This window comes from Flavobacterium sp. N502536, assembly GCF_025947345.1.
In the GTDB taxonomy this organism is placed as follows: domain Bacteria; phylum Bacteroidota; class Bacteroidia; order Flavobacteriales; family Flavobacteriaceae; genus Flavobacterium.
Genome location: NZ_CP110011.1, coordinates 3,060,524 through 3,075,990 on the forward strand (window position 1 = coordinate 3,060,524; position 15,467 = coordinate 3,075,990).

The 15,467-nt window shown below is 38.4% G+C and carries 4 protein-coding genes; all 4 read left to right on the plus strand.

Annotated elements, in window-relative coordinates; genetic code table 11:
• Window positions 1-49: 49 nt before the first annotated feature.
• The 4 genes from OLM61_RS12970 (at window position 50) to OLM61_RS12985 (ending at window position 15,366) form a co-directional block, all read left to right on the plus strand.
• Window positions 50-4,834 (plus strand): non-ribosomal peptide synthetase, encoded by a 4,785-nt coding sequence (locus tag OLM61_RS12970; RefSeq protein WP_264523072.1) that lies wholly within the window; start codon window positions 50-52, stop codon window positions 4,832-4,834.
• A gap of 79 nt (window positions 4,835-4,913) precedes the next feature.
• Window positions 4,914-5,906 carry a TauD/TfdA family dioxygenase gene (locus OLM61_RS12975; RefSeq protein ID WP_264523073.1) on the plus strand — a complete coding sequence of 331 codons (993 nt, stop codon included), beginning with the start codon at window positions 4,914-4,916 and terminating at the stop codon, window positions 5,904-5,906.
• An 86-nt stretch (window positions 5,907-5,992) separates the two neighbouring features.
• A complete protein-coding gene (locus OLM61_RS12980) occupies window positions 5,993-12,283 on the plus strand; it encodes a non-ribosomal peptide synthetase (protein ID WP_264523074.1) in 6,291 nt (2,096 codons plus the stop codon).
• 20 nt (window positions 12,284-12,303) lie between these two features.
• Window positions 12,304-15,366 (plus strand): type I polyketide synthase, encoded by a 3,063-nt coding sequence (locus OLM61_RS12985; RefSeq protein ID WP_264523075.1) that lies wholly within the window; start codon window positions 12,304-12,306, stop codon window positions 15,364-15,366.
• Window positions 15,367-15,467: the final 101 nt, after the last annotated feature.

Below are 15,467 nucleotides of genomic sequence, written 5' to 3' on the forward strand. Positions count from 1 at the left end.
TTACACAAAAGATTGATTACGCTACTACTAGAAAATACATTTTAAAATCATGGAAAAATTCATAAAACAATTAAAAAGCCTTGGATTCGAACTTAAAATTGATGGCCAGGATTTAATCTTATTAGGAAAAGAAGGAAAACTGACACCTTCTGATATTAAAATCATTACAGAACGCCCTGATGTTACTTCTTTTATTAAAGAAAATAAAGCAGATATCATTACGTATTTAAAGAAAGAAGATTTTAAGCTGGACAGAAAAAACATCTCTTCGATGTATGGACTGAGCCCTGTACAAGAAGGTATCCTGTTTCACAGTACGTATTTGTACAATACAGAATCTAAGGAAAACACAACTTACCACACGCAGTTTGATGTTAGTTTTTCTTCAAAATTAAATGTAGACCTCTTTAAAAAGGCCTGGCAAAATGTAATCAATAACCACACCATCCTTAGAACCGGATTTATTTATGATAAAGTAAATATTCCAATCCAGTTTGTCAATAAAGAAGTAGAAGTTCCGTTGCGTTTTATCGATTTAACAAACGATACCAATCAGGAAAAAGAAGCAAAGTTCCTCGCCCTTAAAAACGAAGATCGATTTGAGGATTTCAGCTTTACCAATCCGCCGTTAATGCGTATCACTATTGCTAAGTTTGGAGAGGACGCTTATAAAATGATCTGGACAAAACACCACGTATTATGGGATGGATGGTCCGGACAGGTAATCATTCAGGAAGTAATACGAGCATATACCAACCTAATGTATGGTACCCCGATCGAGGTGCAGGCAGAAGATAAATATGAAGATTTTATCAACTACATCAAATCGATAGATGCTTTTGAAGAAAAAGCATTCTGGCAGTCTTATATGAAAGACTTTAGCGAGCCTTCTTTACTGCCATTTTGTAAAGCAGCGCACGAACGTAATAAAGGAAAAGGAAAATACGAACGTATCAGTATTGATTTTGACGAAGCATTGACACAAAAAATCAACGACTTTTCAAAATCAAATCACGTTACACCAAATACACTGACACAAGCGGTATGGGCTATTTTATTGTCAAAATACACAGGCCTTAAAGACATCGTGTACGGAGTGACGGTTTCCGGACGTCCGGCAGATTTAAACTATGACAACAAAGTGGGATTGTACATCAACACCATCCCTTTAAGAGCTAAAATAGACAACAGTCAGACTATTGCAGCTTTTTTAGACATGCTTCAAAAAACGTCAGTAGGAGCAAGAAATTTTCAGCATACCTCCCTTAGTAAAATCCAGCAATGGAATGAAATTAAAGGAGATTGCTTTGACTCTTTACTATCGTTTACCAACTATCCGTCTAAAAGCGGCGATAATTCCCGTAAAGCTGTTTTAGAAATAGACAATGTGAATGTAAAAGAAAATAACAACTATCTGCTTTCTATTCAGCCGATGCTGAAAGACAAACTTGCGATTGATTTTACGTTCAACAGTTCGATTATGGACAGGGCTTTTGTTCAAATGATTACCGAACATTTCAGAACAGCAATATGCAATATGGCAGAAGAGAAATTTACGACCATTGGCGATTTTGATATGCTGGGTGAAGACGAAATCATAGCCCTTACCAAAACCTACAACGCTTCTGAAACCGGATATCCGGCAGATCAGAATATGGTAGAGATCTTTGAAGAAAAAGTAGCCGCAACTCCAGATGCCATTGCACTAACACTTGATGGGGAAGGAATGACCTATAAAGTATTAAATGAAAAAGCCAACCAGCTGGCAGGATACTTAAAAGAACAGGGAGTAGGTCCGGAAAGCATGGTAGGAATGTGCATCAACCGCTCTTTTGAAATGATTGTTGGAATTTTCGGAATCTTAAAAGCAGGCGGAGCCTATGTACCTATTGATCCGCAATATCCTACGGAGCGTATTAACTTTATTCTGAATGATATCGATTCAAAAATTGTATTGGTAAGCACAAAGAGTAGTGAAGTACTAAAACTGGAAGATCATATTCAGCTGGTCAATTTAGATCAGGCAGATACACCCTTTTCAGGTTATGCTACAAGCAACCTGGAGTTAGATTTACCCTTATCCAATCTTGCTTACGTAATCTATACCTCAGGAACAACAGGAGTTCCTAAAGGAGTAATGATCGAGCATGGCAATGTGGTGCGACTTTTCTTTACCGATCAGCCTTTGTTTGATTTTGATGAAAAAGATGTATGGTGTGTATTCCATTCCTATTCTTTTGATTTCTCGGTTTGGGAAATATTCGGAGCCTTATTGTATGGAGGTCGATTGGTAATTGTTCCGGAGCTTGTCGCAAAAGATACCAAAGCTTTTGCACAGCTGTTAGAAGAAGAGAAAGTAACCGTTTTGAACCAGACACCTTCAGCATTTAATGCTTTACAAGAGGAGGTAATCGATAAAAAACAAGCCCTGAATGTACGTTATGTTATATTTGGAGGTGAGGCACTTACTCCCGGAGTTCTTAAACCCTGGGCAGCTCAATATCCGGATTGTTCCCTTATCAACATGTACGGGATCACAGAAACCACAGTACACGTAACCTTCAAGGAAATTGGAGCCCGCGAAATCGATCTTAACATTAGCGATATAGGAAGACCGATTCCAACAATGGGTTGTTACATACTCGATGAAAATTTTGATTTGGTACCTATGGGCGTTACCGGTGAATTATATGTTTCCGGTGCAGGAGTTTCAAGAGGCTATTTAAACCGTCCGGAACTTTCAAAAGAGCGTTTTATGACCAACCCGTTTAATCCCGGAGAGCGTTTATACAAAACAGGAGATGTCGCAAAAAGACTAACTAGCGGAGATATCGAGTATTTGGGAAGAAACGATAAGCAAATTAAAATTAGAGGATTCAGAATCGAACTTGGAGAAGTAGAGGCAGCCCTAAATGTGTGTCCGTACGCAAATCATGCCGCCGTTATTGTACACGAAGATCAATACTATTCTAAAGAATTGGTTGCTTATGTAGTGGTCAAAGAAGGGTATACCTTAGATAATTTTAAAGAATATCTTTCCGAAAGTTTACCTGCCTACATGGTACCTACCATATGCATTGAACTGGATGAAATGCCGCTTACTTCTAATGGAAAAGTAAACAAAAAAGCGTTGCCAAAAGTAGCCACACAAGGAACAACGGCTAACGGTTATGTTGCACCTCGTAACAACAACGAAGAGCAGCTGATAACCATCTGGAAAGAAATTCTGGACAGGGAACGCATAGGAGTTTTAGACAACTTTTTTGAGTTTGGCGGACACAGTCTTAAACTTACAAGACTAATTACAAGATACCATAAAGAGTATGGCGTAAAATTAGAATTGAGAGATTTATTCATCAATAAAACTATTGAAGAGCATTGTACCCTGCTATTTGGTGCCGCTGTTGAAACTAAAGTAGAAAAGATAGAGCCGGTAGCACAACAGTCCAATTACCCGCTTTCCAGCGGTCAGTATTGCATGTGGGTTTTGAGCCAGTCTTCTGAAGAAAGTAATATTTCATACAATATGCCGGCACATCTTACTTTAGAAGGATATAATATTCCTTTTTTAAAGAAAGCCATTGATGCGGTTATAGAACGCCACGAAACCTTGCGTACGGTATTTAAGGAAGACGAAAATTCGGAAGTAAGACAATGGATCTGCGCTCCTTCAACAATTGACTTTGCCATTACGGAACTTGATTTCAGAGCAGAAGAAAATATCGAGAAAGCGGTAGCAGCCTATATGAAAGAGGACGCCTTACAGCCTTTCCGTCTAGATCAGGGGCCTTTGTTACGAATTGCACTCTTACAAATTTCAGATACCGATCATATTTTCTATTACAACATGCATCATATTATTGGAGACGGAGTTTCAAAATATATCTTAAAACGAGATGTTTTAGCCTTCTATAATGGCTTTAAAAATGATACGGTGGTGTCACTTCCTGTTTTAGACATTCAATACAAAGATTTTGCGGTTTGGCAAAAACAACAATTGGAAAATGGTGCTTTTGAGCCTCACAAACAGTATTGGCTGCAAACCTTATCCGGAGACAGAGCTTTATTAGACTTGCCGACTCAGAAAGCGAGACCAAAAGTAAAGACCAACAACGGTCAGACCTTACGAACCTTAATTTCGGATACCGACACTGCTAAATTTGCCGCCTATTGTAAAGCCAATAACGGAACCTTATTTACAGGAGTATTGGCCGTTTGGAATATATTATTTTACCGATATACCAACCAAAAGGACATATTGATAGGAGCACCAATTGCCGGAAGAGATCATGTAGATCTGGAAAATCAAATTGGACTTTATTTCAACAATATGGTCGTTCGCAACCAGGTGAATCCGGAAGAGAATTTTGATGAGACTTTCAGCAAAGTAAGAGACGTTATGTTTGAAAACACAAAACATCAGATGTATCCGTTTGACAACTTGCAGGATGACTTAAAAATAAAAGGCGATACGAGCCGTAATCCGCTTTACGACGTCATGCTTTCCTACCATAACACGATAGACAACAACACCAACTATCAGTTTACAAAGGAAGAAACCGATCAAATTGTGGTTCAGGACGAAAGAGGTGCAAAACTGGATATGCTGATTAATTTTAAAGAGATTGGCAGCTATTTGTATTTTGATATTAACTACAATACAGATGTTTACAATCAAAGCTGTATTAAAGGTTTGATGCAAAATTTCAAAAACTTATTGTCACAGTTACTGGTGAATAGTCAGGAAAAAATAAGTGATGTCGATTTCCAGAAAGAGACAAAGGAAAACCTGAGAAATCTAAACGTCAATAAATTTAAGCTGGTTAAAAAATAAGCCAGTTCCCGAGACATCTTTCATTTAAAAATAGTGCTAACCCAGACAGTTTTAAAGCTGTATTTTAAAAAATAAGATCATGATCAATAGCATACAAAAATTAAAAAATATCAAGGCTGAGAAAGTAACAGCCGAAGTAAAAGTAGAATATTCAGTATGGCCTGGCGGTGCAGGTTTTCCTTTAGTGGTAAAACCTTCAACGGTAGGGATGCAGTTAAACGACTGGGTTGCTCAAAACAGACCCGAATTTCAGGAAAAAGTAAACACCTATGGGGCTTTACTTTTTAGAGGATTTCATATCAACACCGTGGAGAAATTTGAAGACTTCAGCAGGTTGTATGCCGATACACCTCTTGAATACAATTTAAGGTCATCACCGCGATATGCTGTTGGAAAAAACGTTTATCATACCACAACTTATCCTAAAGAATATTCGATCGAAATGCACAGTGAAAGCTCATATGCTCCTGCGCATCCCAGCAATATTGTTTTTTGCTGTATCGATCCGGCAGACAAACAAGGGGAAACTCCAATTGCCGATAACAAAAAAGTATTGGAGTACTTAAGTGAAAAAACAAGAACCAAGTTTTCTGAAAAAGGGGTTAAATACGTTAGAAACCTCAACGAAGCTTATGGTTTGTCCTGGAAAGAAGTTTTTCAGACCGAAGATAAAAAAGAGGTAGAAAAAACCTGTGACGAACAAGGCATTTCATACGAGTGGAAAAGCGACACCAACTTAGTCTTAACATGGGTCAAAAAAGCGATATGGGAACATCCTGCTACCGGAGTTCAGGTATGGTTTAATCATGCCTACTTCTTTAACAAATATGCATTGGAGGCCTCGTTCTTTGATCTGGTAAATTCAGAAGATCAGCTGCCTAATAACACCTTCTATGGTGATGGAAGCGAAATTTCTAAAGAAGAAATAGAAGAAATAAGAGCAGCTTATCTAAAAGCGACCGTACTATTTCCTTGGGAAAAAGGAGATGTATTGTTCTTAGACAATATGCTCATGTCTCACGGCAGAAGCCCTTATGAAGGCAGCAGACAAATCATAGCATCATTATTTTAAAAGGAAACACCTATCCACCAAAAACCAGAGCACTGTTCATGCTATGTTCGAACAGTTAAATACCTAATTAATCAGATACTAACATAATGGAAAAAGAAGCAATAAACAATGTTGAAGCCTATCAACTTTCTATAAATCAAATGAACTTATGGAGTGTAGCCCAAAAAAACATCCAGGATTATTACAATCAGGTGGTTATTGATTTGGGTAGAGAAGTAACTACAGAGAAGTTACAACGCGGATTAGCGCATGTAATACGTAAAAATGAAACTTTATTGTTTAAGATAAGTGTAGTTTCAGGTGCTGTTTTTCCAGTTCAGATAGTAGCTGAGGTAAAAGAAACTGAAATAGCAGAACGAACCGTTCAAACGCTGGAAGAAACCACTGTTTCGGCAGTAGCTCAGGAGTGTTTGGGGTACGGTTATGATCCTTTGGAAGATAACGCGATACGTCTTTGTTTACTGAAAGACCCGAACGGAAATCAGGTACTGGTTGTACGTTTGTATGCGTTATGGGCAGACAGTTATACCACTGCTTTTTTGTGCAGCGAATTGTCAAAAGCTTTGCTGGATGAGACTTCGTATGAAAAAGAAGAAAGAGAAGTGGTAGAATATCAGGATTTTTCGGCCTGGCAACAGCAATTGTTTAGCGAGCCTGAAGAAGAAGGCAGCAATTTCTGGAAAAACTATACCATCGATTTAACCAAAGATATTGTACCGTTTAAAACCAAAACAAACGCTGTATTTGCGCCACAAAGAAAATCGCTTTGCGTGATCGAAAGTGATGCCTACAACCAATTAAAAGCAAAATCGGCGCAGGAAGACTGCTCCGTAGAACATTTACTTTTAGCGCGTTATGCGGCTTATTTATCCAAATTCGATGAAGATTCTTTTACATTGGGGTACCTGCCTTACAACAGGTATTACAATGAATTGGAAAACACCTTTGGTTTAGTAGCCAAAACACTTCCGGTTCAGTTAGAAGGACTGTCCTCATTGCCAGAAAACGAAGCGGTTTCATTCCTTAAAAAATCAGTAGATGAAATCGGAACATGGTCAGACTACTTTTATGTAAACAGAATTCACGACAAAGAAGCGAGTGAGGCTACCATCTTTAAATATGTATTTGAATATGTAGCGCTAAATAAAAAAGAAACAGCGGATGTTTTAAAAATAAGAGATATCTACAGCGTTACCGATGCTTTTGAACTTAAAATAAGTGCAATCGATCACGGAGACAGGCTGGTACTCGATTTATATTATGATACTGCGCGTTATACCGATCAGGCAATAACTTTAATCGTTGCTCAGCTTCAGGCTGCCTTTACCGATCAAAAAAATGCGTTAGCAGGTCAGGCCATTATAGAAGCTTCCAACAACACCGCACAACAATTTGAATCCTTCAATACCGTTACAGCAATTTTTGAGCAACAGGTACAATTACACGCCAATAAAACAGCATTGTGTTATGAGGATGCAACCATTTCATATGCCGAATTAAATGAAAAAGCCAATCAATTTGCACACCATTTAATTCACCAGTGCGGTATTCAAAAAGGAGAGCCGGTGGCGGTTTTGTTAGACCGTTCTCCGTACTTTATGATTAGCGTTTTAGGAATCCTTAAAACAGGAGCCTATTACATTCCGATGGATACCGCGTATCCAAAAGACAGAGTACAATTTATTCTGGAAGACGCTGCTTGCACTGTTTTAGTAAGTACACCGGCCATTACAGTCGAAGGAGATTTTTCTACCGTAACCTTTCTTGATCCGTCTAAAGAAGAGATATACCAATCCGATGCAAACCCATCCAATTTCAATGAAATAAACCAGGAAGATATCGCGTATTGCATCTACACTTCAGGATCTACCGGAAATCCTAAAGGCTGTCTCATTACGCATGCCAACCTTTTAAACTACATACAATGGTCGAATGAGTACTATTTTACCGATGCCGAAACAGGCAACTGGGGCTTAATTACTTCAGTTTCGTTTGATTTGACGATTACGGCCCTTTTTACAAGTTTAACCAGAGGAAAAAAATTATGGATCGGATCTGACGCAAAAGCGATTAACGAATTGCTTACAGAGGCCTTCACCAATCCGGAAATCGATACCTTAAAACTAACACCGTCACACCTGGCCTTATTGAAAGAGCTGGCGATTGCAAAAACAAACGTAAAAATAATCATTTGCGGAGGCGAGCAGCTTACGCAAAACCAACTGCAAAATGTATGGGAGATTAACCCTGACATCCGCATAATTAATGAATACGGACCTACCGAAACCACCGTAGGCTGTATTGTACAGGAAATGACGGCAGCACAGTCGCAGGTACGTATCGGTAAACCTATTGCCAATACCGTGATCACCATTGCAGATCCTCAGGGCAACCCTTGCGATGTTGGAGTCTACGGAGAAATCATCATTGCAGGAGCCGGAGTTGCCAAAGGATATCTAAACCGTCCTGAACTGAACAAAGAACGATTTGTAACGGCAGAAAATGGAATACCGGCTTATAGAACCGGAGATATCGCAAGATGGATGGACAACGGAGAAATCATCTACAAAGAAAGAAAAGACGATCAGGTAAAAGTAAGAGGCTACAGAATTGAATTAAGCGAAATCGAACAACAGCTTATTCTTCATCCCAACATCAGTCAGGCTGTTGTTTTGGTAGATACCAGAAATCAGGACGAAAAAGAAATTGTTGCTTTTATAGTTTCTTCTCAAAAAACAGATTCAAAAGAAATAAAAAGATACCTCGAGCGCCAATTACCGGAATATATGATTCCTGCTGTTGTTGTCGAAGTAGATACCATCCCTTTAACCGTAAATGGTAAAGTCGATAAAAAATATTTGCTTACGCTAAACAAAGGAAGAGCATCAAGCGCAGTTTATGTTGCGCCTTCCAATGTGCTTGAAGAGCAAATTGCAGCCATTTGGCAGGAAGTACTTCATTTGGATACCATCGGAACGGAAGATGACTTTTTTGAATTGGGAGGTCACAGTTTGAAAGCCACACAGCTTATCAATCACTATCACAAAGCTTTTGAAGTAAAATTGGGATTAAAAGAAATATTTGCCAGTACGACCATAAAAGCACATGCTGCTTTGATTGAAAACTCAGAAGTTAAAAAACATAATTCCATACAAAAAGTTCAGGATGCCGAAGATTACCCGGTTTCAGCCGGACAACGCCGATTATGGATTTTAAGCCAATTTGCAGGGAGTACCGGAGTATACAATATGCCTTTTCGCCAGACCTTAAAAGGAACGTACGATCTAGGCTGTTTCTCAAAAGCAATCGAACTGGCTGTAGACCGACACGAAGCTTTACGAACGGTATTTAAAGTTAATGATGAAGGAGAAGTAAGACAGTTGGTAAAAACAACAGCAGAGTTGGGCTTTACCGTAAATCATATCGATTACACCACCGATTTGCATCAGGATACCAACGTAGCTTTATACATCAAAGAAGATGCCTATGCAGCCTTTGATCTCACCAATGGTCCTTTAGTAAGAGCCAGTATATTGCAGCTTTCGGATGATGAATATATATTTTGCTACAACCTGCATCATATTATTAGCGACGGCTGGTCGATGGATGTTCTTGCAAAAGATGTATTTGCGTTGTACGAACAGCTTTTGGAAGGAAAAGAACCGGTATTACCACTACTAAAAATCCAATATAGAGACTATGCGGTTTGGCAAGAGGAACAATTGAAGCAGGAACAAAATAACATTCATAAAGAGTATTGGTTAAAAACACTGGCAGGAGAACTTCCGGCTTTAGATTTACCTTACCAAAAAGTAAGACCAACGGTTAAAACCTATGCCGGTAACAGCCTTAAAACCTACATTACGCCGGAGATTACGAACCGACTTAAAAAATACGGACAACAGCAGGGCGGAAGTTTATTTATAGGATTGTTAGCCGCCTGGAACATCTTGTTTCACAAATATACTTCTGAAAAGGACATCATTATCGGGACACCGGTGGCGGGTAGAGATCATGCCGATTTAAGCGATCAGATTGGTTTTTATATCAATACACTGGCCTTGCGAAATACAATAGGACCGGAGGAGAGTTTTGAATCTTTTTACCATACGGCAAAAGAAAACACACTTCGCTCTTACGAACACCAGATGTATCCTTTTGATCACCTGGTAGACGATCTTGATATTCGAAACGATACCGGCAGAAGTGCCATATTTGATGTAATGCTGATGTTGCAGAACATGAGAGAGGTTGCCGAAAACAAAAAATTGAAGCAGTCGGCCTTTACTACAATAGAAGACCAGGGATACAAAGTGTCTAAGTTTGATATGGATATTGCTTTTCAGGAGCAGGGAGATTATCTCTCGTTTAATGTTACCTACAATACCGACCTGTATTCGAAAGAAGCGGCAAGCCGTATCATGGAGCATTACAAACAATTACTGGAAGTACTTTTAGAAAATCCGACGCAACAGATCAAAAACATAGATTACATTTCTGAAGAAGAAAAACAGCAGCTTATCGTTGATTTTAATACCAATTCGATAGCCTATCCTACCGGTACATTAATGGATTTGTTTGCGCTTCAGGTAGCAAAAACTCCTGATAACAAAGCATTATCCTTTAAGAATCAAAATTATACGTATCAGGAACTGGACAGCCTTTCCAGCCGATTGGCCCGCGCTTTAAGAGACGATCATGCCATTGTAAAAGGAGATTTTATAGGAGTAGAGTTAGAAAGAGACGCAACGGTCATTATTGCTATTTTAGGAATTATGAAAGCAGGGGCGGTTTACATTCCGATTGATACAGCCTATCCCGATGCGCGAAAAGCATACATCTATGATGATACCAAAATCAAATTATTAATTACAGACCGATCTCATATAACGGCCGGTACTGATTTTAAAGGCACTCTGTTTGATATTGTTACCGATTTTAAACCTTTTAATTATAGTGAAGAATTAGAAGATGTTACTCTAACGCCGGACGATTTGGCTTACATCATTTACACCTCGGGTTCAACCGGAAATCCTAAAGGAGTAATGATTGAACATAAAGGAATTGTAAATACCATTTTTGCACAAATTGATCTTTTTGACATCACGGCAGACAATAACGGATTACAGTTTGCTTCCTTCTCATTTGATGCTTCGATCTCCGAAATATTCACCGCTCTTTTATCAGGAGCCTGTTTGTGTGTTATAGACAGAGAACACCGCGAAGATCCTAAAATGCTGGAGAAATATATTGTGGAGAAAAAAATAGATATAGCCACGATACCGCCTTCTTATATGAGTTTGATGGACATCAAAACCTTAAGCAGACTTAAAACTTTAATTACTGCCGGAGAACCTCCTGTGTATAGTAAAGTAAAAGAATATCTGAAGCTGGGCAATTATTACAATGCCTATGGTCCTACAGAAACTAGTATTTGCTCTGCCATGTACGGTCTGCTTAAAGGAGCAGATTTGCCGACAGGAAATATACCGGTAGGAAAACCGATTGCCAATACACAAACCTTTATTCTCGACAAAGATCAGAAGATTGTACCTGTTGGAGTAATTGGAGAAATATGTGTAGGAGGAGCAGGATTGGCCAAAGGCTATTTAAACCGACCGGACCTTACAGCAGAAAAGTTCATCGAACATCCGTATAAAACAAACGAACGTCTTTACAAAACGGGCGATTTAGGAAAATGGCTTCCTGACGGTAATATCGAATTTCTGGGAAGAAAAGACGATCAGGTTAAAATTTCAGGATATCGAATAGAACCCGGAGAAGTAGAACAAGCCTTGCTGAGCCATGCGTTAATTAACGAAGCAGTTGTGGTTGTCGAGATCAATCAATTTAATATTAAAAGTCTGATTGCCTATATAGTCGTATCCGATACCACATTGTCGCTGGAACAGTTAAGAACATTTCTTAAAAACTTGATTCCGAACTATAGTATTCCTTCCGAGTTTATTGCCTTAGAACAATTGCCGATTACCATAAACGGAAAGATTGACAAAAAAGAATTGGCCAATACACCAGGAACCAGAATAGCCAGTGAAAGACAATATGTAGCACCCGAAACGGAAAAGGAGAGAGTGATCATACAAATCATAGCCGAAGTATTAGGAAAAGAAGCCAGCGTGGTAAGTATTCAGGATAACTTCTTTGATCTGGGAGCAAATTCCATAAAAATGGTCAAAATGCTCAATGAAATTAACAGGCAGTTAGGAACTGATATTAAAGTGGTAGCACTGTTTGAAAATCCGAATATAGAAGAGTTTGTTCAGTATTTAGACACCATCGATTCTCAGGAAAAAAACAATCTGGAAGAGCCGGAAGATATATCAGAGGCTTTTGATGAATTTATAAGCTTAATGTAATACAATACAATTTAATTACTATGGAAAATAAAATTAGAAAAAAGGATATTGCTATTGTTGGAGTTTCAGGTAAATATCCTAAATCAGATACTATTAATGCATTTTGGGAAAATTTAAAAAACGGCGAAGAACTAGTCCATTTTTATACCGATGATGAATTAAGAGCTGTTGGGGTAAGCGAAAAAGACCTGGCAAACCCAAGTTTAATAAAAGCACAAGCTTCTCTGGATGATCCTAATAGTTTTGATTATTCTTTTTTTGGATACACCAAACAAGAAGCGATCTCAATGGATCCTCAAATACGTTTGATGCACGAGCAGGTTTGGCTGGGATTGGAAGATGCAGGTTACAATCCGAGAACTTACAAAGATAAAATAGGCTTGTACTTATCGGCATCCGATAATATGAACTGGAGAGCCTACACCATGATTGCCAACAATGACAATGTTAACTCATTTTTCCTGAATCAGATCTCTAACAAAAACTTTATCAGTACACTGATCTCTTATAATTTAAACCTGAGAGGACCAAGTTATTATGTAGATACAGCTTGTTCAAGTTCGTTAGTAGCAGTACATCAGGCTTGTCGTTCTTTATTAATGCGAGAATGTTCTATAGCAATAGCAGGAGGTATACGAATCTATTCAAAACCCTACCGAGGACATTCTTATCAGGAAGGAATGACCAACTCTAAAGACGGTCACTGTAAAGCTTTTGATGAAGACTCATCGGGAATTGTATCCGGAGAAGGCGCGGGAGTTGTCATTTTAAAAAGATTAGAAGATGCCATAGCCGATAACGATCAAATCTACGCCGTAATTCGTTCTTCAGTGGTAAACAACGATGGAAACAGAAAAGTAGGTTACACCGCTCCAAGTATAAACGGACAATACGAGTGTATCAAACAAGCCCATCAAATTGCAGAAGTAACACCGGAGTCGATCACCTATATCGAAGCACATGGTACAGGAACAAAATTAGGAGATCCTATTGAAGTAGAGGCACTAAATAAATCGTTTGGATACAACGCTAATCATCACTGTGCTTTAGGATCGGTTAAAACCAATATTGGACATCTTGACGCTGCGGCAGGAATTACAGGATTTTTGAAGGCCACATTATCATTAAAAAATAAAATGATTCCACCGTCCCTGCATTTTAAAAACCCAAATCCTGAAATTAATTTTAAATCAGGGCCTTTTAAAGTACAAACCGAGTTAGCAGCCTGGAATTCGGTTAACAATCAACCTTTAAGAGCAGGAGTAAGTAGTTTTGGTATCGGAGGAAATAATGCCCATGTCATTTTAGAAGAAGCTCCTGAAAAAGCAGAAACGATAGCGGATAATTCGTATCAACTGCTGCGTTTTTCAGCACAGTCAGTAGGATCTTTAAATGCCTATCAGGAAAAACTAATTTCGGCTCTGGAAAATGAGGAAAGCGATAGTTTTAGAGACATGGCCTATACCCTTCAAACGGGCAGAAGCCAATTTAAGTACAACCGATTTTTAGTGAGCAATTCTAAAGAAAGTGCTTTGGAAATTTTAAAAGACCCTTTAAGCACGGCACTTTATTCGGCAAAACTGGATCAAAAGCGTAAAATAGTTTTTATGTGTACCGGTTCAGGAGCACAGTACCTTAACATGGGAAAAGACCTTTATGAAAATGAGCCTTATTTTAAACAGCTTATGGATGAAGGTTTTTCAATCATTAACGAACTGACTGGGGTAGATGTTAAAAAGGTTTTGTACAAAGAAGCTACAGCCACAGGAGGTTTTGATGTGAATAAAAATGAATTTACACAACCTATTGTATTTGTTTTTGAATATGCATTGGCCAAACAATTAATGCGTTGGGGCATACAGCCCGACAAACTGATTGGACATAGTACGGGCGAATTTGTTGCGGCCTGTTTAAGTGGTGTTTTTTCTTTTGAAACAGGATTGAGGCTGGTTGCAAAACGTGCTTTATTGATGAATAAATCTTCTGAGGGAAGCATGTTGAGCGTATCGCTTTCGGAAGAAAAAGTAAAAAAATATCTAAACAGCAATATTGCTTTAGCAGTGGTTAACTCTCCGGAATCTTGTGTTTTATCAGGTACCGTAGACGCAATAGAAACACTTATCGAAATATTTGAAGCCGAAGAAATTTTATGTTCTAAATTAAAAATTTCCTTAGGAGGGCATTCGTTTTTAATGGATCCGGTACTGGAGGAATTTAGAGAGGAACTGAAAAAGGTAGCATTTTCGACGCTTAAAATTCCTTTTGTATCCAACTTAACAGGAGCCTTAATAACGCCTGAAGAAGCCATGTCTTCTCAATATTGGATCGATCATTTGCGAAGCACAGTACGATTTTCAGATGGTTTAACCACCTTGTTAAAAGAGCCGAATACCGTTTTTATCGAAGTAGGTCCGGGAAATACATTAACAACCCTTTTCCAGCAGCAAAAACACGATCCGACTTCTAATAACACGGCAATAAATCTGATCAGACATCCAAAACAGGAAATCAACGACCAGGAACATCTTTTGAAAAAAATAGGAGAATTATGGACCAATGGTATCGATATCGATTGGGAAGCATACTACGGAGCACAAAAACCGTATAAAGTTTCAATACCGGGTTATGCTTTCAATAAAACAAAGCTTCCTGTAAAAGTAAACCCGTTTGAGTTTCTTAATTTCTCAGGAGCTGAAACATCGGCAGCAGCAATTCCTTTTGCACTGGAACATTTTGACGATACTGAAGCATTTCAGGAAGATCCGGAGGAGAATGCAATCTCTTTTATCAATTATGTGGCACCAACCAATGAAACAGAAAAAAAACTGGTCGAAATGTGGCAAACCTTTTTCAGCAAAGAGGAAATCGGAATTCTGCATGACTTTTTTGCTTTAGGAGGCAACTCTTTAAAAGGAGTGACCATGCTTAAACTGATTCAGAAAGTATTTGATATCGACATAAAAATTAAAGATTTCTATCAAAAATCTACCATCAAGGAAATGGCTGCAGAGATCGATATGAGATTAAAATTTGTTACAAAACTTGAAGAAGAAAGCAGCTATAAATCAGTAATGACGATCTAGACAGTATGGTCCTTATTTCTTTATCTGCTCAAAGCGACGGAAAATAACAACACAATTTATTACTTATAGACAAACTGTTACACAAACCAAAAACGAAATAC

Excerpts from the sequence above, each read along its gene's own strand:
- OLM61_RS12975 (WP_264523073.1), top strand. The coding sequence starts at position 4,914 with ATGATCAATAGCATACAAAAATTAAAAAATATCAAGGCTGAGAAAGTA.
- OLM61_RS12985 (WP_264523075.1), top strand. The coding sequence starts at position 12,304 with ATGGAAAATAAAATTAGAAAAAAGGATATTGCTATTGTTGGAGTTTCA.
- OLM61_RS12980 (WP_264523074.1), top strand. The coding sequence starts at position 5,993 with ATGGAAAAAGAAGCAATAAACAATGTTGAAGCCTATCAACTTTCTATA.
- OLM61_RS12970 (WP_264523072.1), top strand. The coding sequence starts at position 50 with ATGGAAAAATTCATAAAACAATTAAAAAGCCTTGGATTCGAACTTAAA.